The sequence below is a fragment of the Streptomyces sp. NPDC026515 genome (assembly GCF_055567595.1).
The window spans coordinates 201,750-223,871 of sequence record NZ_JBVHQD010000013.1; the positions used below are offsets into that span (position 1 = coordinate 201,750).

General features: G+C 71.6%; 19 protein-coding genes. 4 read left to right on the forward strand and 15 right to left on the reverse strand.

The window, feature by feature from the left end; genetic code table 11:
- Nucleotides 1-196: 196 nt before the first annotated feature.
- The 7 genes from cobT to ACZ4O3_RS27230 all read right to left on the reverse strand — a co-directional run bounded on the left by cobT (nucleotide 197) and on the right by ACZ4O3_RS27230 (nucleotide 10,090).
- Nucleotides 197-3,898, reverse strand: coding sequence for a nicotinate-nucleotide--dimethylbenzimidazole phosphoribosyltransferase (cobT, locus tag ACZ4O3_RS27200; RefSeq protein WP_467724685.1), 3,702 nt, complete (start codon nucleotides 3,896-3,898; stop codon nucleotides 197-199).
- Nucleotides 3,899-4,291: 393 nt separating this feature from the next.
- On the reverse strand, nucleotides 4,292-5,524 hold the full coding sequence (cbiE, locus tag ACZ4O3_RS27205) for a precorrin-6y C5,15-methyltransferase (decarboxylating) subunit CbiE (protein ID WP_467724687.1): 1,233 nt from the start codon (nucleotides 5,522-5,524) through the stop codon (nucleotides 4,292-4,294).
- Between the two features lie 114 nt (nucleotides 5,525-5,638).
- Nucleotides 5,639-6,268, reverse strand: coding sequence for a GNAT family N-acetyltransferase (locus tag ACZ4O3_RS27210; RefSeq protein WP_467724688.1), 630 nt, complete (start codon nucleotides 6,266-6,268; stop codon nucleotides 5,639-5,641).
- A gap of 175 nt (nucleotides 6,269-6,443) precedes the next feature.
- Nucleotides 6,444-7,280, reverse strand: coding sequence for a MetQ/NlpA family ABC transporter substrate-binding protein (locus ACZ4O3_RS27215; RefSeq protein ID WP_467724690.1), 837 nt, complete (start codon nucleotides 7,278-7,280; stop codon nucleotides 6,444-6,446).
- Nucleotides 7,281-7,356: 76 nt separating this feature from the next.
- Nucleotides 7,357-8,067, reverse strand: coding sequence for a methionine ABC transporter permease (locus tag ACZ4O3_RS27220; protein WP_362727494.1), 711 nt, complete (start codon nucleotides 8,065-8,067; stop codon nucleotides 7,357-7,359).
- A gap of 20 nt (nucleotides 8,068-8,087) precedes the next feature.
- Complete coding sequence (locus tag ACZ4O3_RS27225) at nucleotides 8,088-9,122, reverse strand: methionine ABC transporter ATP-binding protein (protein WP_467724691.1); 1,035 nt, start codon at nucleotides 9,120-9,122, stop codon at nucleotides 8,088-8,090.
- A gap of 320 nt (nucleotides 9,123-9,442) precedes the next feature.
- Nucleotides 9,443-10,090 carry an HAD family hydrolase gene (locus ACZ4O3_RS27230; RefSeq protein ID WP_467724692.1) on the reverse strand — a complete coding sequence of 216 codons (648 nt, stop codon included), beginning with the start codon at nucleotides 10,088-10,090 and terminating at the stop codon, nucleotides 9,443-9,445.
- A gap of 69 nt (nucleotides 10,091-10,159) precedes the next feature.
- Here ACZ4O3_RS27230 and ACZ4O3_RS27235 point away from each other — a divergent pair, with 69 nt between their 5' ends.
- Together ACZ4O3_RS27235 and ACZ4O3_RS27240 are read left to right on the forward strand one after the other, a co-directional pair.
- Nucleotides 10,160-10,519 (forward strand): hypothetical protein, encoded by a 360-nt coding sequence (locus tag ACZ4O3_RS27235; protein ID WP_362714324.1) that lies wholly within the window; start codon nucleotides 10,160-10,162, stop codon nucleotides 10,517-10,519.
- A gap of 1 nt (nucleotide 10,520) precedes the next feature.
- Nucleotides 10,521-10,934, forward strand: a complete 414-nt coding sequence (locus ACZ4O3_RS27240; protein ID WP_362714322.1) for a hypothetical protein — start codon at nucleotides 10,521-10,523, stop codon at nucleotides 10,932-10,934.
- 72 nt (nucleotides 10,935-11,006) lie between these two features.
- Here the strand turns inward: ACZ4O3_RS27240 and ACZ4O3_RS27245 are convergent, their stop codons facing one another.
- The 3 genes from ACZ4O3_RS27245 to ACZ4O3_RS27255 all read right to left on the reverse strand — a co-directional run bounded on the left by ACZ4O3_RS27245 (nucleotide 11,007) and on the right by ACZ4O3_RS27255 (nucleotide 13,314).
- Nucleotides 11,007-11,504 carry a GNAT family N-acetyltransferase gene (locus tag ACZ4O3_RS27245; RefSeq protein WP_362714350.1) on the reverse strand — a complete coding sequence of 166 codons (498 nt, stop codon included), beginning with the start codon at nucleotides 11,502-11,504 and terminating at the stop codon, nucleotides 11,007-11,009.
- Nucleotides 11,505-11,548: 44 nt separating this feature from the next.
- Nucleotides 11,549-12,055: a sigma-70 family RNA polymerase sigma factor gene (locus ACZ4O3_RS27250; protein WP_467724694.1), complete on the reverse strand. Its 507-nt coding sequence runs from the start codon at nucleotides 12,053-12,055 to the stop codon at nucleotides 11,549-11,551.
- Between the two features lie 74 nt (nucleotides 12,056-12,129).
- Nucleotides 12,130-13,314, reverse strand: a complete 1,185-nt coding sequence (locus ACZ4O3_RS27255; RefSeq protein ID WP_362714319.1) for a glycerophosphodiester phosphodiesterase — start codon at nucleotides 13,312-13,314, stop codon at nucleotides 12,130-12,132.
- A gap of 320 nt (nucleotides 13,315-13,634) precedes the next feature.
- On the opposite strand from ACZ4O3_RS27255, the gene ACZ4O3_RS27260 reads away from it, so the two are divergent.
- Together ACZ4O3_RS27260 and ACZ4O3_RS27265 are read left to right on the forward strand one after the other, a co-directional pair.
- Complete coding sequence (locus tag ACZ4O3_RS27260; RefSeq protein ID WP_362714317.1) at nucleotides 13,635-14,306, forward strand: lysophospholipid acyltransferase family protein; 672 nt, start codon at nucleotides 13,635-13,637, stop codon at nucleotides 14,304-14,306.
- 161 nt (nucleotides 14,307-14,467) lie between these two features.
- Nucleotides 14,468-16,102, forward strand: coding sequence for a multicopper oxidase family protein (locus tag ACZ4O3_RS27265; protein ID WP_362714348.1), 1,635 nt, complete (start codon nucleotides 14,468-14,470; stop codon nucleotides 16,100-16,102).
- A 16-nt stretch (nucleotides 16,103-16,118) separates the two neighbouring features.
- Here ACZ4O3_RS27265 and ACZ4O3_RS27270 read toward each other — a convergent pair whose 3' ends face one another.
- From ACZ4O3_RS27270 to ACZ4O3_RS27290, 5 genes are all read right to left on the reverse strand, one after another.
- Entirely contained in the window at nucleotides 16,119-17,651 is a 1,533-nt protein-coding gene (locus ACZ4O3_RS27270; RefSeq protein ID WP_467724695.1) for an MFS transporter, read from the reverse strand.
- Nucleotides 17,648-18,199 (reverse strand): TetR/AcrR family transcriptional regulator, encoded by a 552-nt coding sequence (locus tag ACZ4O3_RS27275; protein WP_362720550.1) that lies wholly within the window; start codon nucleotides 18,197-18,199, stop codon nucleotides 17,648-17,650. The genes ACZ4O3_RS27270 and ACZ4O3_RS27275 overlap by 4 nt, the downstream gene beginning before the upstream one ends.
- Before the next feature lie 82 nt (nucleotides 18,200-18,281).
- Complete coding sequence (locus ACZ4O3_RS27280; protein ID WP_467724697.1) at nucleotides 18,282-19,256, reverse strand: aldo/keto reductase; 975 nt, start codon at nucleotides 19,254-19,256, stop codon at nucleotides 18,282-18,284.
- Between the two features lie 139 nt (nucleotides 19,257-19,395).
- A complete protein-coding gene (argH, locus tag ACZ4O3_RS27285; RefSeq protein ID WP_384992207.1) occupies nucleotides 19,396-20,829 on the reverse strand; it encodes an argininosuccinate lyase in 1,434 nt (477 codons plus the stop codon).
- 49 nt (nucleotides 20,830-20,878) lie between these two features.
- Entirely contained in the window at nucleotides 20,879-22,072 is a 1,194-nt protein-coding gene (locus tag ACZ4O3_RS27290; protein ID WP_467724699.1) for an argininosuccinate synthase, read from the reverse strand.
- Nucleotides 22,073-22,122 lie beyond the last annotated feature (50 nt).

Here is a 22,122-nt window from a genome sequence, read left to right on the forward strand (position 1 = left end):
AGGGGAGCGGAGGCGGCGGGTGGTTGGGGATGGGAGGCGCGGGGGGGGAGAGGTGTTGGGTGGGGTTGGGTTGGCTAACCCCCCCCCTCCGCCCCCTCCCCCCCCCACCACCGCTCAGCCACCAGGGAACCGGCATGGCCGTCCCGCGGCCACCGGCCCCGTGGCCGGGCCCCGGAACCGCGGTGCCCGGCGGCCCCTACTTCTCGGTCACGCCCGCCGAGTCGAACGTGGCCACCTCGTGCATGGCCCTCGCGGTGCTCTGCACCAGCGGCAGTGCCAGCAGCGCGCCGGTGCCCTCGCCGAGGCGCAGGTCCAGGTCGACCAGGGGGCGCAGGCCCAGCTTGTTGAGGGCGGCGACATGGCCCGGCTCCGCGCTGCGGTGGCCGGCGATGCACGCGGCCAGGACCTCGGGGGCGATCGCCCGGGCCACCAGGGCGGCGGCGCCGGCGCTGACGCCGTCCAGGATCACCGGAGTACGCAGGGACGCGCCGCCCAGCAACAGGCCCACCATCGCCGCGTGTTCGAAGCCGCCGATCGCCGCGAGGACGCCGATGGGGTCGGCCGGGTCCGGCTGGTGGAGGTCCAGGGCGCGGCGGACGACCTCGGTCTTGCGGGCGAGGGTCTCGTCGTTGATGCCGGTGCCGCGGCCGGTGACCTCGGCGGGGTCGGCCCCGGTGTAGACGGAGATCAGCGCGGCGGACGCCGTGGTGTTGGCGATACCCATCTCACCCGTGAGCAGGGCCTTGTTGCCGGCCGCCACCAGATCGCGGGCGGTCTCGATGCCCACCTCGATGGCCTGCTTGGCCTCCTCGCGGGTCATGGCCGCGCCGGTGGTCATGTCGGACGTGCCCGCACGGACCTTGCGGGGCAGCAGGCCGGGCGTCGCGGGGAGTTCGGAGGCGACGCCCACGTCCACCACGCACACCTCGGCGCCCACCTGGGAGGCGAACGCGTTGCAGACCGCTCCGCCACCGAGGAAGTTGGCCACCATCTGGGCGGTGACCTCCTGCGGCCAGGGGGTGACGCCCTGGGCGTGCACCCCGTGGTCGCCAGCGAAGATCGCGACGGCCGCGGGCTCCGGGATCGGCGGCGGGCACTGCCGGGACAGACCGGACAGCTGGGCGGAGATGATCTCCAGCATGCCGAGCGCTCCGGCCGGCTTGGTCATCCGCTTCTGCCGCTCCCAGGCCTCGCCGAGCGCCTTGGCGTCCAGCGGGCGGATCCCGGCGACGGTCTCGGCGAGCAGGTCGTGCGGGTCCTCGCCGGGCAGGGCACGACGGCCGTAGGTCTCCTCGTGGACCACCCAGGACAGCGGGCGCCGCTTGGACCAGCCGGCCTGCATCAGCTCCGGCTCGTCCGGGAACTCGTCGACGTACCCCACGCACAGGTAGGCGATGACCTCGAGGTGCTCGGGCAGGCCCAGCGCGCGGACCATCTCGCGCTCGTCGAAGAAGCTGACCCAGCCGACGCCGAGGCCCTCGGCGCGGGCGGCGAGCCAGAGGTTCTCGACGGCGAGGGCCGCGGAGTACGGCGCCATCTGCGGCTGGGTGTGCCGGCCGAGGGTGTGCCGGCCGCCGCGGGTCGGATCCGCGGTGACCACGATGTTGACCGGGGTGTCGAGGATGGCCTCGATCTTCAGTTCCTTGAACTGCTTCGCGCGGCCCTTGGGCAGGGACTTGGCGTACGCGTCGCGCTGGCGCATGGCCAGTTCGTGCATCGAACGGCGGGTGTCGGCCGACCGGATCACCACGAAGTCCCAGGGCTGGGAGTGGCCGACGGAGGGCGCGGTGTGGGCCGCCTCCAGGACGCGCAGCAGCACCTCGTGCGGGATGGGGTCGCTGCGGAAGCCGTTGCGGATGTCACGGCGTTCGCGCATGACCTTGAGCACGGCCTCGCGCTCGGCGTCGTCGTAGGCGGGCGCGGCCGGGCCGGTGGACTGGGGTGCTTCTGCCACGGCGGCCGTGCTCTCTTCCTGGTCGGCGGCCCTGGTCTCCAGGTCCTCCGCGTGCTGTACGACATCGAGCGGGTGCTCCGCCACCGGACCGGGCTCGGCCTCGCGGGGCGCGGGGACGGTGGCCGTGGGCTCCGGCACGCTCTCGCCCTGGTCCTGGGCGGGCAGGACCAGCGGGTGCGGCGGGGTCGGGGCGAGGTGCGGTGTGGTCGGCACCTGGCCCTCGACGGCGACGAACTCACCGAAGGACTGGTCCGGCGCGGGCTCCGGCGAAACGTCCCCGGCCAGTGCCTCCTGGGCCGCCGGGGTCTCCTCCGGCTGGGCCGCGGGGCTCGGCGGGGTGCCCTGGATCTGGGGGCCGGCGAGCGGCTGGGCGGGCAGCGGTTCGGTCGGCTCGGGGGCGGCGGGGGTCTCCGCCTGCGCTACGACGGCCGCCTCGGGAAACCCGCCGGTGGCCTCGGTCGTCACGGCGTCCGGCGCGGGCCGCTCCGTCCCGGGGGCGGCGAACGGCTCCGGCGGCCGAGGTGCCTCGGTCACCGCGGCCGGGGCCGCGGCGGCGGGCGCCTCGGCGGCGGCCTCCTCCGGCTGCGCCGGCGCGGCCGGGGGGGTGACCACCGGCTGACCGGCCTCGGCCGGGACGGCTTCCGGGGCGGCGACCGGGTGGGACCCGACCGCCTCCGGCATCGGGACGGACTCGGAGGCGACGGTCTCCACGGCGTGCTCGGGCCCGACGGTCTCCACGGCGTGCTCGGGCCCGACAGGCTCCACGGCCTGCTCGGGCACGACAGGCTCCGGGACCTGCGGCTCCGGCGCGACCGGCGGCACGTGCTGGACCACCGCGGGCTGCGCCGGCTCGGCCGCGGCGTCCGGTTCCGGTGGTACCGCGTCCACGAGCTGGCCCGGGGCCTGGGCGACGGGCCCGGACCCGGGCCCCGTCACCGGGTCGACAGCCGCACCGGGCGCGGGCGCGGTGTCCTGCGTCTGGGAATCCTCCAGGATCTCCGGAGCCCGTGGAGCGTGCACGGCCTGCGGGACCTGCGGGGCCTCCGCGATCACCGGCGCGGCCTCCGGAGCCGGTCCCTGGGCACCGCCCGGAGCCCCAGCCCCGGCGGCCCACGGATCCACCGGCTCGGCCACGGGCGCCGGAACGCTCCCGTCGACCGGCTGGGCCACGCCCTGCGGGCCGTACGCGTTCTCGGGCCACGTCCCGGGGCCCGCCGGTGCCTGCTGCTGTGCGGTGAAGCCCGCGGCGTCCGCCGCCAGGTGCTCGTGCGCGAAGGCCGCGGGAGCGGCGACGGCGGCGGCCATGGAGGCCACTGCCTCCGGTGCCGGAACAACCGTTTCGGCAGCCTGCGCCTGTGCGGCCACCTGTGCCACCGGCGCCGCCTGCGGGACCGCCGTCTGCGGGACCGTCTGCGGTGCGCCCCAGGGCGCGGCGGGCTGCGGCGTGGCCTCGCCCTGCGGCTGGGCGTCCAGGTACTCGGGCCCGGCCGTCGGCAGGCCGGGCTGCCGGGTCGCCGGCGCGCCGGCCGGGCCGCGGTCGGCGAGGGAGCGGACCGGGCTGGCGGAGGTGTCGGGGATCGGCGGACCGAGGTGCAGCGGGCGGCGGGGGGCCGGGGTCGCGGTCGGGTCGTGCGGGACGGAGAGGATCGGGGACGCCGGTACCGAGCTGGGCAGCCGGACGGCGGTGAGGTCGACCGAGCCGCTGTCCCGGCCGTCCGTCTCGTGCGGGCCGGGCTCGTGGACGGTCTCGACGACCGGTTCCGGGGCCGGTGGCGGCACCTCGTTGCCCCAGGCACCCTGGGCGCCCGGGAGCAGCAGGTCCTCGTCCTCGGCGGGCGACTCGGAGAGGTAGGTGTACGCGCCGTGCTCGGGAACGCCCGGCTGTTCCACCATGCCTGCGCTCTCCGGCAGTCCCTCGCCCGGGACCTGGCCGGTGTCCGTCATGCGTACCCCTCGCCCATCGGTTAGTGCCTTCTACGACCAGCTCGCTCGGGGCGGCGCACCGACCGTCCCGCAGTGAAGAACGAGCGTGCGTGCCCAGCGGCACGAACGACCCGCCGGAAAAGGCGACAAAGCCATTCAGTGCCATTGTCCCGGCCGTTCGACCGTCACGGCAGCGTGATCCGCGACAGCCCGCTGTGGACTGCGCCACGTTGCGCGTCCCCGGTTTCTGCAGTACCACACCCGCCCCAAAAGGAGCGCGTTTTCCGGATATTGACGAACGAATGTCCGGGCCACCGGTGCGGTGCAGCGATCGGCCAGCCTACCGCGCGCTGTACGACAACAGGATCACGGGGCGCGCTCGGACAGGCCCGCCCCTCGCCCGGCCACCGCCTCTCAACGAGACGCTTCGCGCTGCGGCAATGTCCCGCTGAGCAGGAACGCGACGTTCCGCTCGGTCTCCGTCCAGGCCCTGGTGTCGAGTTCGACGGACTGCAGCAGGGCGCATTCGACCTGATATCCGTGCTCGGTCAGGTCACGCCCGATGAGTTCGGCCGCGTCACGGGTGGCGGCGTGGGTGACGATGCGCTGCGGGCGCCGGTCGGCGACCGCGGTGACCACGGCCGCTCCCCCGCCGCCGACCCGGACGACGTCGGGCTCGGGCAGGTTCTCCAGCACGTGGGGCGCGCCGCCGTGCACGATCTGGAGCTGGACCCCGAACTTGCGGCCGGCCGCGTCGCTGCGGACGCAGGCCGCCAGGTCCCGGTCGACGGCGATGACGGCGGCCCCGGCACGCGCCGCCTCGGTGGCGAACGCGCCGCTGCCGCAGCCGATGTCCCAGACGAGGTCCCCTACCCGCGGGCCAAGCCGGGCGAGTTGGGCGGCCCTCAGCAGATCCGTTTCGCCTTCGCCGAGCGCGGCTCCCTCGCCGTACTCCGCGTCGGGCTGCACCCAGCCGCGCGGGCCGGCCGACGGGTCCCGGCCGGCGATCCAGCCGCCGCCCTCGCCCGCCGGCACCGGTGCGGACGGCCCGCCGATGACGATGACGACGTTGGGGTCGCGCCAGGTGTGGTCGGCGGCCTTGTCGGAGGTGACGACGCTGACCTGCTCGCGGTCGGTGCCGAGCTCCTCGCAGATGACGAAGGTGCGGTGGACACCCTCCATCAGCAGACCCAGTTCGGCCGGTCCGGCGCCGGGCGAGGTGAGGACGGCGACCTTGGTATGGGCACGGCACACGTTCACCGCGCGTCGCAGGGTGCGCCGGTGTGCGACGACCACCTGGGCGTCGTCCCAGGGCATCCCGGCACGCGCGAAGGCGGCGGCCACGGAGGACACCGCGGGGACGACCTCGACCTCCAGACCGAACTCGGGCGCGCGCAGGGTCCGTACGACACCGAAGAAGCCGGGGTCGCCGTCGGCGAGCACCACCGCGGTGCCGCGGTGGCCGGCGATACGGCGGGCGGCGAGGGCGACGCTGCCGAGGCGGACGCGCTCGGCGGCCGGTGGCACCTCGGGGAGAGCCAGATGGTGCGCCGCGCCCGCGACGAGTGTGGCGGCGCCCAGCGCGCCGCGTCCCGCGGCGGTCAGCGGCGAGCCGTCCCAGCCGATCACCGTGACCCGGTCGGCCATCGTCGTCAGTCTCCAGGGATGTCGCAGGTCGTCAGGGTCCGGGGCCCGTGCGCGGGCTCCGTGAGGGTACCTGGTGGAGCTGTCCGGCGCATGACGGGAGGAGTCCCGCCCGCGTCAGTTCCAGGAGGTGAAGCCACCGCTCTCGGCGAACTCCTCGCCGGCGCCTTCCAGGTCCTCCGGGAGCAGGCTCCACACGATGAAGTCGGTGCGCACGTCCGACCACGTGCCGTCGTCGGCGCGCACGTGGACTATGCAGGCGTTGCGCAGCACGCCCTCGCTGATACCGCCGATCTTCTGGGCCACCTGCTGGGAGGCGGTGTTGTCCGCGGCGGTGCGGATCTCGATGCGTTCGAGCTTCTGGTCGCCGAAGAGCCAGTGGGCGGTGGCGAGCGAGGCTTCGGAGGCGTAGCCCTCACCGCGGGCCCAGGGCGCGATGATGTACGACAACTCGGTCGACCGGATGTGCCAGTTGGTCTTGGTGAGCTGGATGACGCCGACCAGGCGCTGGGTGAGGAACTCGGTGACCGCGAGGTCCAGGCCCCGGCCGTCGGTGCGTTCGGCGGGGGCGTAGTCGCTGATCCAGTGCCGGGCGTCGTCCTCGGTGAACGGCTGGGGCACGTCGGTCCAGGCCGCGACCTGCTCGTCGCTCATCATCTCGGCCAGGGCGGGCACGTCGTCCTCGTCGAGGGGACGCAGCACCAACCGCTCCGTGCTGATGGAGATGTTGGGGAAGGTGCTAGTCATGCGCCACTCCGTAACCTTCGGAAATCCTGCAGGGCGTGCGAACTGCCCAGCATGCAGCATGAAACCACTGAACGGCACGACGGGGTCCTCCCGCGGTGAGCGAGTGGACCCCGTGCGTGGCGTTACGCCGTATACGTGCCGTCGGACAGACGTACACCGTCCGTCGGGAAGACGGTCAGAAGGACGGGATGACCGAGCCCTGGTACTTGTCCTCGATGAACTTCTTGACCTCCGGCGAGGTGAGGAGCCTGGCGAGCTTCTTCACCCGCGGGTCCTTCTCGTTGCCCTCCTTGACGGCGAGGAAGTTGCCGTAGGGGCTGTTCTTCGCGGACTCCAGGACGAGGGCGTCCTTGGCGGGCTTGATACCGGCCGAGATGGCGTAGTTGCCGTTGATCACCGCGGCGTCCACGTCGTCCAGGGAGCGTGCGGTCTGGGCCGCCTCGACCTCCTTGAACTGGAGGTTCTTCGGGTTCTTGGCGATGTCCTGCGGGGTCGCCTCGCTGCCGGCGCCGCCCTTGAGGGTGATGAGCCCGTTGGCGGCCAGCAGCTTGAGGGCACGCGCCTCGTTCACCGCGTCGTTCGGGACGGCGACGGTCGCTCCGCTCTTCAGCGCGTCGGCGCTCTTGACCTTGTGGGAGTAGAGGCCGAGCGGCTCCAGGTGCACCGTGACGACGGGCACGATGTGGGTGCCGCGCTTCTTGTTGAAGTCGTCGAGATACGGCTGGTTCTGGAAGTAGTTGGCGTCCACCGAGCCGTCCTCGGTCGCCGTGTTCGGGACGATGTAGTCCTGGAACTCCTTGACCTCCAGGTCGAGTCCGGCCTTCTTCGCCAGGTTGTCCTTGACGTAGTTCAGGATCTCGGCGTGCGGGGTCGGGCTCGCGGCGACGACGAGCGGTCCGCTGTAGTCGGCGGAGCCGGAGGCGGAGTCCTTGTCCGAGCCGCAGGCGGTGAGCCCGAAGGTGAGGGCTCCGGCGGCGAGGACGGCGGTGGTGAGTTTGGCGGTGTTACGCACGAAAAGTGCCTTTCCTTAAGGGTGGAGCGACCCCGCGTGGGTGGTGCGGGGAAATCTGGCGGGACGCCGAAGGCGCTCAGGCGGCCTCGCCGTCGACCGCGGCGGCCTTCAGCAGCCGCAGTCTCGGCGCCGGCCCGGACTGCCCGCCGCGGCGGTGCAGGGAGCGGGCCGTGTAGTCGCCGGCGAACTGGATGAGCGAGATGACGACGGCGAGGATCGCCACCGTGATCCACATCAGCTGGGTCTCGAAGCGCTGGTAGCCGTAGCGGATCGCGATGTCGCCGAGACCGCCGGCGCCGACCGTGCCGGCCATGGCCGAGTAGCCGATGAGCGCGACGATCGTGGTGGTCGTGGAGGAGATCAGCGAGGGCAACGACTCGGGCACCAGGACCTTGCGTACGACGGTCCAGGTGTTGCCGCCCATCGCCTGCACGGCCTCGACGAGTCCGCCGTCCACTTCGCGGACAGCCGTCTCGACCAGCCGCGCGAAGAAGGGGATCGCCCCGATGGCGAGCGGCACGATGGCGGCCTCACGGCCGATGGTCGTCCCGGTGACGGAGCGCGTGAAGTTCATCAGCGCGACCATGAGGATGATGAACGGCATCGAGCGGGCGATGTTCACGACCTGCCCGATGACCTTGTTGGCCAGCACGTTCTGGAGCAGCCCGCCGCGGTCGGTGAGGACCAGCAGGACGCCGAGCGGGAGACCGCCGACGACGGCGATCAGCGTGGACCAGCCGACCATGTAGAACGTGTCCCCACACGCCTGGGACAGCAGCGGCTGCATCGCAGACCAGTCCGTCCAGGTCACTTGGCACCTTCCTTCACCAGCACGGGCTCCTGGCCCACCACGTCGATCTGCAGGCCCTGTTCGCGCAGGAAGCCGATCGGCACCACGTTGTCCTCGTAGCGGCCGGGCAGTTCGATGCGCATCCGGCCGATCTGGAGGCCACCGACGGTGTCGACGGCGGCACCGAGGATCGATATGTCGATGTTGTAGGTACGGGAGAGCTGGGAGATGACCGGCTGGGTGGCGGCCTCGCCGTGGAAGGTGACGTCGAGGACGGTGCGGTCGTCGCCGGAGGCCTCCCCGCCGACCGGGAACAGCGCGGCGGCCAGCTCGGAACCGGGGGTGCCGAGCAGCTCGCTGACGGTCCCGGACTCCACGACGCGTCCCTTGTCCATGAGGGCGGCCGAGTCGCAGATCGACTTCACCACGTCCATCTCGTGCGTGATGAGGAGGACGGTCAGGCCCAGCTGCCGGTTCAGGTCGCGCAGCAGCTGCAGGATGGAGCGGGTGGTCTCCGGGTCGAGGGCGCTGGTGGCCTCGTCGGAGAGCAGCACCTTGGGATCGCCGGCGAGGGCCCGGGCGATGCCGACGCGCTGCTTCTGGCCGCCGGAGAGCTGGGCGGGGTAGGACTTCGCCTTGTCGGCGAGGCCGACCAGGTCGAGCAGCTCCAGCGCCTTGCGGGAACGTTCCTTCCCCGACGTGCCGAGGATTTCGAGCGGCAGCTCGACGTTGTCCTGGACGGTCCGGGAGGAGAGCAGGTTGAAGTGCTGGAAGACCATGCCGATACGGCTGCGCGCCTGCCGCAGCTCCCGGCCGGCCCGCGGGCCGCGTCCGGCGAGGGCGGTGAGGTCCCGGCCGTCGACGGTGACGGTGCCGGCGGTGGGGCGCTCCAGGAGGTTGACGCAGCGGATGAGTGAGGACTTGCCGGCGCCGGACTGGCCGATCACGCCGAACACCTCGCCCTCGCGGACGTGCAGATCGACGCCGTCGAGGGCGGTGACCTCGCGGCCGCGGGTGCGGTAGACCTTGGTCAGGCCCGTTGTGGTGATCACTGGGATTCCATCACTGTTGAGTACGCGGGCGTGGGTGTGCCCTGGTACGGGAGGGAAAATGTGCGCGGGGCAGCCGGGTCACATACGGCGCAGGGCGTACGGACAGGCCACGGCGGCGGCTCGCTTCGGGGCGCGAGGCTCTGGGGTGGTGCGGGGGCCCTCTAGAAGGCGCACATTCGACACATACAACGAGCACCGGGCGTCATGGTCGCCTCGGTCGCAGGGGTGCGGTCGCTCGTCGTGGTCATGCGATCAGTAAACCAGACCGATGGTCCTGACAAGCCGCCGCTGTCCGCATCCTGGACAGCGGCGGACGCGCGTCAGCGGCGCGCGGAGATCTCGACGACGTGGTCGGTGACCAGTGCCGACAGGGCCGAGAGGTCGCGCACCACGAGGTCCGCCTCCAGCTCGTGCGCCGGGTGGGTTGTGGCCAACGCCACGGTCGCCATTCCGGCTGCCCGGCCCGCCTGGAGCCCGGCCGGGGCGTCCTCGAAGACCACGCAGCGGGCCGGGTCGACGCCCAGCCGGCGGGCGGCGAGCAGGTAGGGCTCCGGGTCGGGCTTGCCGCGGGTGACGTCGTCGGCGGCTATCAGCGTCTTGGGCCGTATCCCGACCGCCTCCAGACGGGCCTCGGCGAGCCGGCGGGTGGCGGAGGTGACGACGGCCCAGCGGTCGGCGGGCAGGGAGTCGAGGAAGGCGGTGGTGCCGGGCAGCAGCCGGACCCCGCCGTCCGGGACGTCCTCCACCTCCAGCTGCTCGATCCGGGCGACGGCCTCCGGGACGAGGTGGGCGGGGAGCAGGTCGGCGACGATGGCCACGGCGGTCCTGCCGTGCAGTTCGACTCGGGCGTACTCCTCGGTGACGCCGTACTCCGCCGCCCAGCGGGTCCAGCAGCGCTCCACGGACTCGAGGGAGGAGACCAGGGTGCCGTCGTTGTCGAAAAGCAGGGCTTGTGCGTGGATCGTCATGGTCCAGACCCTACGGCGTAGGGCAGGGGCGACGGCGTGGGCCCGTTTACGCCGTAATAGGGTCACCGCATGCTCAATGCCCTGTTGCTGGTGACCGCGGTCGCCGCACTGCTGCTCGCCGCCTGGTGCGGCTGGGCCGCGTACCGGGACCAGCCGACCAAGGACTGGCACTTCATCGGCATGGCCGTGGTGTCGGTGCTGGCGGTGATCCAGCTGGTGGCCGGGATCGTCCTGCTGGCCGGGGGCGACAAGCCGGCCCAGGGTACGACGATCTTCGTGGCGTATCTGCTGGGCGCCTTCGCGTGCGTCCCGGCGGCGGGGTTCATGTCGCTGGCCGAGCGGACCCGGTGGGGCTCCGTGACGGTCGCCGCGGGCGGTGTGGTGCTGGCCGTGCTGGAGGTGCGGCTCTATGACATCTGGGGAGGGTGAGATGACGTCCGTGGAGGAGAAGCCGAGGCGGCTCACCAGTGGGCCGGGCACGCTTCTCGTCTGGTTCTACGGCGTGATGGTCGTCGGGGCGGTGTCGCGGTCCGCTTACCAGATCGCGACCGAGTTCGACCGGGCGCCGCTCGCGTACGCGCTGTCGGCGGTCGCGGGTCTGGTGTACGCGTTCATCACGTACACGCTGGTGCGGGGCGGCGAGACCGCGCGCAGGGCGGCGCAGGTGTGCTGCGCCGCCGAACTCGCGGGGGTGTTGGTCGTGGGTACGTGGACCCTGGTCGACTCGTCCGCGTTCCCGGACGCGACCGTGTGGTCGGACTACGGGATGGGGTACGTGTTCATTCCGGTGCTGTTGCCGGTCTCCGCGTTGTACTGGTTGCGGAGGAACGCCAAGGGGGCGTGAGCTGGGGAGCGTGCGCGACCACCGGTGACTCGCGGCTTGTAGCGCAGTTCCCCGTGCCCCTCAGGCCGGCGATCAAGCCGTCGTCGCGTACGTGCCGGCCGGCTTCTCCAGGACGATCATCGGGACGCCGTCCGCGCCCTTCGACGTGCCTACCGTTTCGTAGCCGACCCTGCGGTACAGGCGGAGGTTGTTCTCGCTGCGGTGACCCGTGAAAAGGCGGAACCTCTTGGCGCCGCGCTCCTCCTGCAGCGCGCCCTCGGCCGCGCGCAGCAGCCGCGCGCCGATGCCGTGGCCCTGGAGGCGGGGGTGGACGCAGAGCTTGCCGATGGCGGCGGCGCCGTCCTCGGTGACCGAGCCGCGGACCGAGCCGACGACCTCCTCGCCGAGCCGGGCGACGAAGACGCAGTCGGACACGACCTCCTGACGGACCGACTCGAGACTCTGGACGAGCGGGTCGATGCGGTAGTTGCCGTACAGCGCCGCCTCGCTCTGGAAGCACAGGTACTGGAGCCTGAAGATCTGCTCTGCATCCTGCTCGGTCGCCACCGAGATGGTCACGCTCATGCCCATGTGCGCACGCCTCCCGCTCACCTGATCGCCTGTCGTCCTCACTCCTATCCCCGCGCTTCGCGGGGCGCAACCTCCGGCGTCAACAATCGGCGCAGACAACCAAGACATCTGGAACGTTCCGGCCCCAGACTGCCCTGTGAGATACCCAACTCCCCCGCGATCTCCCGGTATGTCAGGTCTTTCGGGGAGAGCAGCGCCTGCAACAGACTGGGGCAGCGGCCGGGGAGGCGGGCGACCGCCTCGCGCAGGGCGCGGTGACGGGCGTTGGCGAGGGCGAGCAACTCGGGCGTGGGGGTGGCCCGGTCGGCCGGTTCGGTGCCGTAGGGACGTTCGCGGCGGGTCGCACGGCGGGTGCGGCGGGACTCGGCGCGGACGGCTCTGCGCAGCCAGTCCTCGGGTGCCCGGGGCGGCCCGTGGGTCTCCAGGTGCTCCAGGAGGCGGAGCCAGACGGTCTGTTCCAGGTCGCCCGGGTCGCTTCCGCAGGCATACGCCTCGGCCGCGGCCTCGGCGGTGAGCAGGGGGCCCAGGGCAGCCACCAGGTCGTCCGTCATACGCGGAACGACGCGGCCGCCCCGGGACAGGTTGCCGGGGCGGCCGGAACACCCCCCGAACGAGGGGCGGGCGCTCAGTCGTTGACGAAGGCGTCGCGGGCCAGGATCGCGGTGTCCGCGTTGTCCGAGAAGACACCGTCGATGCCGGTCTCGAAGTAGGCCTGGAAGACCGGGAAGACGTTGCCGTACGCGGTGACGTCGCCGCCCTTGCGGTAGGCGGGCGGCAGGAAGGGGTTCTCGTTGCGCATGGTGTAGGGGTGCAGGACCAGGCCCACCTTGTGCGCGTCCGCGACCAGCGTGCTCGGCGTGGTGAAGTCGCCCTTGGCGTCCTTCGGGATGATCAGGTCCAGGGTCGGGCCGATGCCCTGCGCGTAGCCGGCGATCTCCCGCAGGCCCTTCGGCGTGATCAGGTCCGCGACCGTGCGCGGGTCGCCGGTCGCGACGAAGTCGTAGGGCTGGGTGTTCGCCGCGGAGAGCAGGACGACCAGCGGGTTGTCGACCAGCGTGTTCAGGCGCTGGATGCTGGTCGGCTCGAAGGACTGGAGGATGACCGGCGAGTTCCGCCTGTCCTTGCCGTACTTGCGCAGCAGCTTGGCGACCCGCTCCTCAAGACCGAGTCCCAGCTTGCGGAAGTAGGTGGGGTGCTTGGTCTCGGGGTAGATCCAGACCTGCTTGCCGCGCTTGCGGGTCTGCTCGTCCTGCCACTTGAGGACCTCCTCGAAGGTGGGGATCTCCCAGTGGCCGTTGTAGAGCGTGTTGTGCGGGCGGTTGGCCGGGATGCGCTCGATCGCGCGCAGCGTCTTCAGCTCGGCGAGCGTGAAGTCCTCGGTGAACCAGCCGGTGGTGGGGACGCCGTCCAGGACCTTGGTGGTCCTGCGGTCGGCGAACTCCGGGTGGTCGGCGACGTCCGTGGTGCCGCCGATCTCCGGCTCGTGACGGCAGACCAGGTGACCGTCCTTGGTGGGGACGAGGTCGCCGGCCTCGACTATGTCGGCGCCGAGGTCGAGGGCCAGGTCGTACGAGCCGAAGGTGTGCTCCGGGCGGTAGCCGCTGGCGCCGCGGTGACCGATGATCGTCGGCTTCGGCAGGCTCTTCAGGCCGCCGTGGGCGTGGCCGGACTGCTTCGCCTCGGCCGCTCTGGCGGCACCGGGCAGTCCGAGGACCGCTCCGCCGGCACCGAGCACCGCGGCGCCGAGCAGGGCCCGCCGTCCGGTCGTACCGTTCACCTGTGTCCGCTCGTTCGAGTCGTTCGTGTTCATGAGCGCTCTCCTGACCTTCGCCCTTGGATGCCGGCCGATCGTAGGGCTGCGGTGGTGACCGACGGGAGACCGCCGGCCCAACGGCCGGGTGACGCCGTATGGCTGATGGGCGCCTCGCCATGACGGTCCGTCGGCGACTTCCGTCACATCGCCGCGGCCCGGCCGCAAGCTGTCCCGCGGGCGGCACCGCAGGTAAACCAGCGTCAACAGTGCGTAAGACCTCGGTGAACCGGCCGTAGCCGATGTGCGCTCCCCACGGACCCGCGAGTAAAGTCCTCACCTGCACAGACTCATATCGCCCCTCGACATCGGAGGACCCGTTGTCCCGCTTCGCGCTCATCAAGGCAGTGCTCGGACCGATCATGCGCCTGATGTTCCGCCCCCAGGTGGAGGGCGTGGAGCACATCCCGGGGGACGGTCCGGTCATCCTGGCCGGCAACCACCTCACGTTCATCGACTCGATGATCCTGCCGCTGGTCAGCAGGCGGCAGGTGTTCTTCATCGGCAAGGACGAGTACGTCACGGGGAAGGGCTTCAAGGGCCGGCTGATGGCCTGGTTCTTCACCGGCGTCGGCATGATCCCGGTGGACCGGGACGGCGCGAGCGGTGGTGTCGCCGCGCTGATGACCGGCAAGCGGATCCTGGACGAGGGCCGGATCTTCGGGATCTACCCGGAGGGCACCCGCTCCCCCGACGGCCGGCTGTACCGGGGCCGTACCGGCATCGCGCGGCTGACGCTGATGACCGGCGCGCCGGTGGTGCCGTTCGCGATGATCGGCACCGACAAGCTGCAGCCGGGCGGCGCGGGCATCCCGCGGCCGGGCAAGGTCACCGTCCGCTTCGGCGAGGCCATGGAGTTCTCCCGGTACGAGGGCATGGACCGGGACCGCTACGTGCTACGGGCCGTGACCGACTCGGTGATGGCCGAGGTCATGCGGCTGTCCGGGCAGGAGTACGTGGACATGTACGCCACGAAGGCGAAGGCCGCCTGACACCCTTTCGGCGCAGGGCACGGACCAGGCGTCCGTGCCCTTCTGTCTGCCATCCGCCTGACATCCGTCCACGTCCGCCTGGCGGTGGAATCTGGGCCGACACTCCGGTCGTTCCTTCACATTTACCGGCCATATGAGCACACAGCATGTCTTATTCAGACATGCAGAAACCTTCTCGGCGTACCCTGCTCCGTGCTCCGTTCGCTGCCGCCGGCGCGGGGCTACTGGCCTCTTGCTCCGACTCCGACTCGCCCTCCCGCTCCGGCCCGCAGCAGACGGCCGGGACGACGGCGTTCGTCCCGCAGGGGCCCAAGGGGTTTGTCAATCCGTCGGGTCCAGAGGTGCTCGCGACCGAGCGGAAACGCGGCTCCGGGCCCGTCCGCATGGTCACCTTCACCGCCGCCGAGAGCATGCTGGACCTGGGCGGGCGGTCGGTGCACAGCTGGGCGTACAACGAGTCGGTTCCGGGTCCCCTGGTGCGAGTCACCGCCGGTGACGTCCTGAGCCTGACCCTCAAGAACCGGCTGAAGGACAAGACCACGCTGCACGCGCACGGGGTGCGGCTGCGCTGCGACATGGACGGCGTTCCGGACCTGACCCAGGCGAGCATCGCGCCGGGGACGGACTTCATCTACCGCTTCGTCGCCGCCCACCCCGGCACCTACCTGTTCCACTCGCACGTCGGCATGCAGCCCGACCGGGCCCTGTACGCGCCGTTCGTCGTCGACGACCCGAAGGAGACCCTCGCCTACGACCAGGAGTGGATCGTCGTCCTGGACGACTGGGTCGACGACATCGACGGCTCCAGCCCCGAGCACGTGCTCGACCAGCTCAAGCCCGGCGGCTCGATGGCGATGAACATGCACATGGGCATGGGCCCCGGCCCCGGCAGCCCGGGCCCGCACCGGTCGGCGAGCGTGCCCCCGGCCTCGCCGAAGTCCAAGAAGGGCCTGGGTCCCGACCGGGTGCTGCGGGACTCCCACAGCAGCCTGCTGCACGGCGAGGGCGGCAACGTCGCCTACCCGCACTACCTGATCAACGGGCGGCTGCGCACCGACCCGTCCGTCTTCCGCTGCCGTCCGGGCGACCGCATCCGGATCCGGCTCATCAACGCGGGCTCCGAGACGGCCTTCCGGGTGGCGCTCGGCGGACACCCGATGACCGTCACCCACACCGACGGCTACCCCGTGCAGCACAAGACGACCGACGCCCTGCTCATCGGCATGGCCGAGCGGTACGACGTCCTGGTCACCGCCAAGGACGGCGTCTTCCCCCTCGTCGCGCTCGCCGAGGGCAAGCCGGGCAAGGGACTCGCGATCCTCCGTACGGACAAGGGGAAAAACCTTCCGTCACCGGATGTCCGCCCGGCCGAACTGGACCGTGAGATCGTGCCGGCCCGCCAGCTGCTGCCGGCCGAATCGGTCCGCCTGGACGAGCGCAAGCCGGACCGCGAACTGCGGATCAGGATCACGGGCTCGATGCAGCGCTACGACTGGGGATTCGACCACAAGGCGTACGACGTGCGGCAGCGGCACGCGGTACGGGCCGGCGAGCGGGTGCGGCTGACGCTCGTCAACGCGACCGACATGTGGCACCCGATGCACCTGCACGGGCACACCTTCGCCGTCGGCGGACTGAACTCGGAGCGGGCCCGGAAGGACACGACGGTCGTACTGCCGCACCGCAAGCTGGTGCTCGACTTCGACGCCGACAACCCGGGGCTGTGGATGCTGCACTGCCACAACCAGTACCACTCGGAGAGCGGGATGATGACGGTGCTCGGCTACCAGAAGTGAGGCGTCAGGTGAGGCGTCACACGGACTGGGTGTCTTCCAGTTCCTGCCCCCTCAGCAGGAACCAGGCGGCCACCGCCGTCGCCAGGAGGACCGCGGCGCCCGCGCCCGAGGCCAGGTGCAGGCCGTGGACGAAGGAGTCCCGGGCCGCCGCCAGCATCTCGTTCGCCGTCCGCGGGGGCAAGGCCGCCGACGCCTGCACCGCAGCGCCCAGGGATTCGTGGGCGGCGGCCGGGGTGCCCGCCGGGGCCGGGAAGCCGCGGTAGACGCCCATCACGATCGAGCCGAGCAGGGCGATGCCCAGGGCCGCGCCCAGTTCGTACGCCGTCTCGGAGACCGCCGAGGCGGCGCCGGCCTGGTCCCTGGGAACGGTGGAGAGGATCACGTCCGCGGTGACCGTGAAGGAGAGGCCGGCGCCGACACCGACCACCAGGAGGGCGGTGCCGAGGACCGGGTAGCCGGTGGACTGCGAGAGCGTGGTCAGGGCCGCGAGGGCCACGCCGACGGCCGCCAGGCCGCCGGAGACCACCGCCCGTACCGAGTGGCGGCGGGCCACCCGGCCGGCCACCAGGCCCGCCGCCACCGCGCCGACGGCGGCGGGGAGTTCGGCCAGGCCCGCCTCGAACGGGTGTCTGCCCTGGACCAGTTGCAGGTACTGGGAGAGGAAGAACACCAGGCCCGACATGCCGAGCACGGTCAGCAGGTCGGCGAGGACCGCGCCGCTGAAGCCGCGCCCGCGGAACAGCCTCATGTCCAGCAGCGGCTTGGGCAGGGTGAGCTGGCGGCGGACGAAGCCGTAGAGGGCCGCGCCACCGAGGAGGGCGGTTCCCGCGGTGACTCCGGTGAGGCCGTGGGTCGCGGCCTCCTTCACCGCGTACACGACCGCGATCATGCCGACCAGGGACAGGACGACGCTCGTCAGGTCCCAGGGACCGGGGTCGGGGTTGCGGGACTCGGGCAGCGTGCGGATGCCGACGAGGACCAGGACCACCATCACCGGCAGGTTGATCAGGAAGACCGACCCCCACCAGTAGTGTTCGAGCAGGAAGCCGCCCGCGATCGGGCCGACGGCGGTGCCGGCGGAGGCGGTGGCGCCCCAGATGCCGACGGCGAGGCTGCGCTCGCGCGGGTCGTGGAAGAGGTTGCGGATCAGGGCGAGGGTGGCCGGCATCAGGGTCGCGCCGGCGACGCCCAGCAGGGCACGGGCCGCGATCATCGTCCCGGGGCTCCACGCGTACGCGTTCAGGACGGATATCGCACCGAACGCCGTCGCACCGCCGAGCAGGATCCGCTTGCGCCCGATGCGGTCGCCGAGGCTGCCCATGGAGACCAGCAGGCCCGCGATGACGAACGAGTAGACGTCACCGATCCAGAGCAGCTGGGTACCGGAGGGTTCGAGGTCTTCGCTGATGTAGGGGGTGGCGAGGCCGAGGACGGTCGCGTCGACGGCCACGAGCAGCACGGCGAGCACGAGGACGGAGAGCGCCAGCCAGCGGCCCGGGCGCTTGCCCTCCGTCTCCGTGGCGAACGCCGGCCGCACGGTGCTGGTCATGGTTCCTCTCTTCGTCGTGCACCGCCGAGCAGCAGCTCGACGATCATGTGGGTGAAGTCCCTCGGGGCGACCCTGCCCTCCGTCACCGCCCAGGCGGCGGAGGCCAGCAGGCCGTAAAGCGCCTCGGTGAGCCAGGCGGGAGTGAGATCGATACGGAACTCGCCGCTTCGCTGGCCGCGCCGGAACAGGGCGGCGATGCGCTCGTCGATACGGGTCCAGCCCTGGTTCTGCTGCTCCCCCTCGAACAGCTGGTTCTCGGTGTAGAGGAAGGCCAGCAGCCCGGCGGCCGGTTCGATCTCTCGGACCAGCCGGTGCACGGCGTCGGCCGCCGGGCCCTCGTCGAGGCGGGCCGCACCCAGCGCCGCCTCGCACTCCTCGATGCCGAGCGCCTCCAGCGCGCGGACGAGCGCGTCCCGGCCCGCGAAGTGCCGGTGCAGGGTGGCCCGGCTGATGCCGGCGGCCTTGGCGACCTCGTCCATGGTCGCGGTGGATTTGCGGGTCAGCAACGCGGCTGCGCTGCGCAGCACCTGCTCACGGTCGAGGGCCATGAGACAAGAATAACCCATATGAGACAGATCTGTCTCACGCGGGGCATGTGTGGGTCACAAGGGGCTGGCCGTGCGGGTCTCGTCAGTGCCAGGGCAGGCTGCCGCGGCGCTTCCAGTAGGCGTGCGGCTCCTCGGCCAGGGCGGCGAGCCGGGTCAGCTGGTCCTCGTCGAGGTCGACCGCGGCCGCGTGCAGGTTGGACGCGAGCTGCCCGAGCGTCGCCGCGCCGGACAGGACGACACCGGCCCAGGGCTGCCGCAGGACGAGGGCGAGGGCCACCGCGTCGCAGCCGAGACCGGTCTCCTCGGCGACGGCCCGCAGCGCGTCAGGGGCGTGCGGGGCGGCGAGCCGACCGTTGGCCATGCCCTCCTTCACGATCACCGTCAGTCCGGCGTCGCGCGCCTCGGCGAGGGCGGGACCTGCCGAGGTCTCCAGGGCGTTGTACGTCGACTGGACGGTACGGAAGAGCGGCTCGCCGTCGACCGTGACGGCGAGGGCGGCACGGACGGCCTCGGCCTGGGCCGGGCCGCTCGTGGAGAAGCCGACGGTGAGGCCGCCGGCCGCCGCCTCCGCGAGGCGGGCGTGGAGTTCCTTGTCGGTGAGGGCCGGGCTGTCCGGGGTCACCGAGTGGATCTGGTAGAGGTCGAGGTGGCCGTCGAGGAGTTCGGCGCTCTCGGCCCGCTGGCGGTCGTAGGTCTGGACGCTGTGGTCCTTGACCTCGTGCGTCTCGGCGTCCGCGGACCAGCCGGCGGTGTAGGTGTAGCCCCACTTGCTGCCGACGACCACGTCGGCGGCGGCCTCGGGGCGGGAGTCCAGCCAGTCGGCGAGGAACTCCTCGGAGCGGCCGTAGGAGCGGGCCACGTCGACGTAGCGCACGCCCTGGGCGTAGGCGGCGTCGAGGAGTTCGTGCGTGCGGGCGCGGAGGGCGGCGACGCTGCGGTCCTCGCCGAGGTCCTCCTCGCGGCCGAGGTTGATGTAGCCGGGGCGGCCGACCGCGGCGAGGCCGAGGCCGATGTGACAGGTGGGAGTTGTTGCTGTTGCCAGTCGGGCGAAGGGCATCGCGGGCTCCGTCGGGTCGGCTTCGGGTCGGCTCTGACCAACGTAACCCGCGACGACCTTCGCCTCAGCACTCGGGTGGTGCGGTGTCGTCGCGGGTGCGGACGCGTCGTGGCTGGTCGCGCGGTTCCCCGCGCCCCTCTCAGGCCCGCTGTCGGGCGGTCGCCCAGGAGTGCTGATCCGCCACGTCCGCCTTCACCTCGGCCAGCTGGATCGCGACCGCGCTCGGGGCCGTGCCGCCGCGGCCGTCGCGGGAGGCCAGGGCGCCCGGGACGTTGAGGACCGTCCGCACCTCCGGGGTCAGGTGAGCACTGATCTTGGCGAACTGTTCGTCCGTCAGCTCGTCCAGTTCCTTGTTCTCGGCCTCCGCCGCCTTGACGCACTCGCCCGCCACCTCGTGGGCCACGCGGAACGGGACGCCCTGCTTGACCAGCCACTCCGCGATGTCGGTGGCGAGGGAGAAGCCGGCCGGGGCCAGTTCCTCCATGCGCTCGCGATGGACGGTGAGGGTGGCCATCATGCCGGTGAAGGCGGGCAGCAGGACCTCCAGCTGGTCGCAGGAGTCGAAGACCGGCTCCTTGTCCTCCTGGAGGTCGCGGTTGTAGGCGAGGGGCAGCGCCTTGAGGGTGGCCATGAGGCCGGTCAGATTGCCGATCAGGCGGCCGGACTTGCCGCGGGCCAGCTCCGCGATGTCCGGGTTCTTCTTCTGCGGCATGATCGACGAGCCCGTGGAGAACGCGTCGTGCAGGGTCACGAAGGAGAACTCCTTCGTGTTCCAGATGATGACCTCCTCGGCGATCCGGGAGAGGTTCACCCCGATCATCGCCGTGATGAAGGCGAACTCCGCGACGAAGTCACGGGAGGCCGTGCCGTCGATGGAGTTCGCGGAGCTGCCGCGCTCGAAGCCGAGGTCCCTCGCCACCGCCTCCGGGTCCAGGCCGAGTGAGGAGCCGGCGAGGGCGCCGGAGCCGTACGGGGAGACGGCCGTGCGCTCGTCCCACTGGCGCAGCCGCTCGGCGTCCCGGGACAGGGACTGGACGTGGGCCAGGACATGGTGGGCGAAGAGCACCGGCTGGGCGTGCTGGAGATGGGTACGGCCGGGCATGGCCACGTCCGGGTGGGCCTCGGCGAGGCCGATCAGGGCGTCCTGGAGGTCGGCGACCAGGCCGCCGATCACCCGGGCGTGATCCCGCAGGTACATCCGGAAGAGGGTGGCCACCTGGTCGTTGCGGGAACGGCCGGCCCTGAGCTTGCCGCCGAGGTCGGGACCGAGCCGCTCCAGCAGGCCGCGCTCCAGGGCCGTGTGGACGTCCTCGTCGGCGATGGTGCCCACGAAGGAGCCGGCCGCGACATCGGCCTCCAGCAGGTCGAGGCCCGCGATCATGCGCTGCAGTTCGTCCGCGGTGAGCAGGCCCGCCTTGTGCAGCACGCGCGCGTGGGCACGCGAACCGGCGATGTCGTAGGGCGCGAGCCGCCAGTCGAAGTGGACGGACGCGGACAGCTTCGCCAGGGCCTCGGCGGGACCGTCGGCGAAACGGCCGCCCCAGAGCCGAACGTCACCGCTGTTGCTGCTCACTTGCGTTGCTCCTAGGGAGGGTTGAAGGGTGGACCGGATCCTTGCAGATCTATGCCAGGTCGCGCTTGGCGGCGATCTTCGACGACAGGCTGTAGATGTCGATGAAGCCCTTGGCCGCGGCCTGGTCGAAGGTGTCGCCGGTGTCGTAGGTGGCGAGGTTGAAGTCGTAGAGGGAGGAGCCGGAGCGGCGGCCGGTGACGACCGCACGGCCGCCCTGGAGCGTCATCCGGATGTCTCCGGTGACGTGCCGGTTCGCCTCGTCGACGAAGCAGTCCAGGGCGCGCTTGAGCGGGGAGAACCACTGGCCGTCGTAGACGAGTTCGCCCCAGCGCTGTTCCACCTGGCGCTTGTAGCGGGCGAGTTCGCGCTCGACGGTGACGTTCTCCAGTTCCTGGTGTGCCGTGATGAGCGTGATGGCGCCCGGGGCCTCGTACACCTCGCGGGACTTGATGCCGACCAGCCGGTCCTCGACCATGTCGATCCGGCCGACGCCCTGGGCTCCCGCGCGCTCGTTCAGTTCCTGGACGGCCTGAAGGACGGTGACGGGCCTGCCGTCGATCGCGACCGGGGCGCCTTGCGCGAAGGTGATGACCACCTCGTCGGGCTCGCGCGGGGTCGCCGGGTTCTGCGTGTACTCGTAGATGTCCTCGATCGGCCCGTTCCAGATGTCTTCCAGGAAGCCGGTCTCCACGGCACGGCCGAAGACGTTCTGGTCGATGGAGTACGGGGACTTCTTGGTGGTCGCGATCGGGAGGCGCTTCGCCTCGCAGAAGGCGATCGCCCTGTCCCGGGTCATCGCGTAGTCGCGGACCGGGGCGATACAGGTCAGGTCGGGGGCGAGGGCGACGATGCCGGCCTCGAAGCGGACCTGGTCGTTGCCCTTGCCGGTGCAGCCGTGGGCGACCGTGGTGGCGCCGTGCTTGCGGGCCGCGGCGACCAGGTGCTTGACGATCGCCGGCCGGGAGAGCGCGGAGACCAGCGGATAGCGGTCCATGTAGAGGGCGTTGGCCCTGACCGCCGGGAGGCAGTACTCCTCGGCGAACTCGTCCCGGGCGTCGGCGACCTCGGCCTCGACCGCACCGCAGGCCAGGGCTCGCTTGCGGATGACGTCCAGGTCCTCGCCGCCCTGGCCGACGTCCACCGCGACGGCGATGACCTCGGCGCCCGTCTCCTCGGCGATCCAGCCGATGGCGACGGAGGTGTCCAGCCCGCCGGAGTAGGCGAGTACGACGCGCTCGGTCATGGGTTGCTCCTCCCGTACATCCCCCCGTTATGCATGATTATGCAGATGTC

Coding starts and splice junctions, on each gene's coding strand:
- ACZ4O3_RS27250 (WP_467724694.1), bottom strand. CDS start 12,055: ATGACGGACGACCTGGTGGCTGCCCTGGGCCCCCTGCTCACCGCCGAG.
- ACZ4O3_RS27270 (WP_467724695.1), bottom strand. CDS start 17,651: ATGACCAGCACCGTGCGGCCGGCGTTCGCCACGGAGACGGAGGGCAAG.
- ACZ4O3_RS27245 (WP_362714350.1), bottom strand. CDS start 11,504: ATGGGCATGAGCGTGACCATCTCGGTGGCGACCGAGCAGGATGCAGAG.
- ACZ4O3_RS27280 (WP_467724697.1), bottom strand. CDS start 19,256: ATGCCCTTCGCCCGACTGGCAACAGCAACAACTCCCACCTGTCACATC.
- ACZ4O3_RS27220 (WP_362727494.1), bottom strand. CDS start 8,067: ATGCAGCCGCTGCTGTCCCAGGCGTGTGGGGACACGTTCTACATGGTC.
- ACZ4O3_RS27210 (WP_467724688.1), bottom strand. CDS start 6,268: ATGACTAGCACCTTCCCCAACATCTCCATCAGCACGGAGCGGTTGGTG.
- ACZ4O3_RS27240 (WP_362714322.1), top strand. CDS start 10,521: ATGACGTCCGTGGAGGAGAAGCCGAGGCGGCTCACCAGTGGGCCGGGC.
- ACZ4O3_RS27290 (WP_467724699.1), bottom strand. CDS start 22,072: ATGACCGAGCGCGTCGTACTCGCCTACTCCGGCGGGCTGGACACCTCC.
- ACZ4O3_RS27255 (WP_362714319.1), bottom strand. CDS start 13,314: ATGAACACGAACGACTCGAACGAGCGGACACAGGTGAACGGTACGACC.
- ACZ4O3_RS27265 (WP_362714348.1), top strand. CDS start 14,468: ATGCAGAAACCTTCTCGGCGTACCCTGCTCCGTGCTCCGTTCGCTGCC.
- ACZ4O3_RS27235 (WP_362714324.1), top strand. CDS start 10,160: ATGCTCAATGCCCTGTTGCTGGTGACCGCGGTCGCCGCACTGCTGCTC.
- cbiE (WP_467724687.1), bottom strand. CDS start 5,524: ATGGCCGACCGGGTCACGGTGATCGGCTGGGACGGCTCGCCGCTGACC.
- ACZ4O3_RS27275 (WP_362720550.1), bottom strand. CDS start 18,199: ATGGCCCTCGACCGTGAGCAGGTGCTGCGCAGCGCAGCCGCGTTGCTG.
- ACZ4O3_RS27230 (WP_467724692.1), bottom strand. CDS start 10,090: ATGACGATCCACGCACAAGCCCTGCTTTTCGACAACGACGGCACCCTG.
- cobT (WP_467724685.1), bottom strand. CDS start 3,898: ATGACGGACACCGGCCAGGTCCCGGGCGAGGGACTGCCGGAGAGCGCA.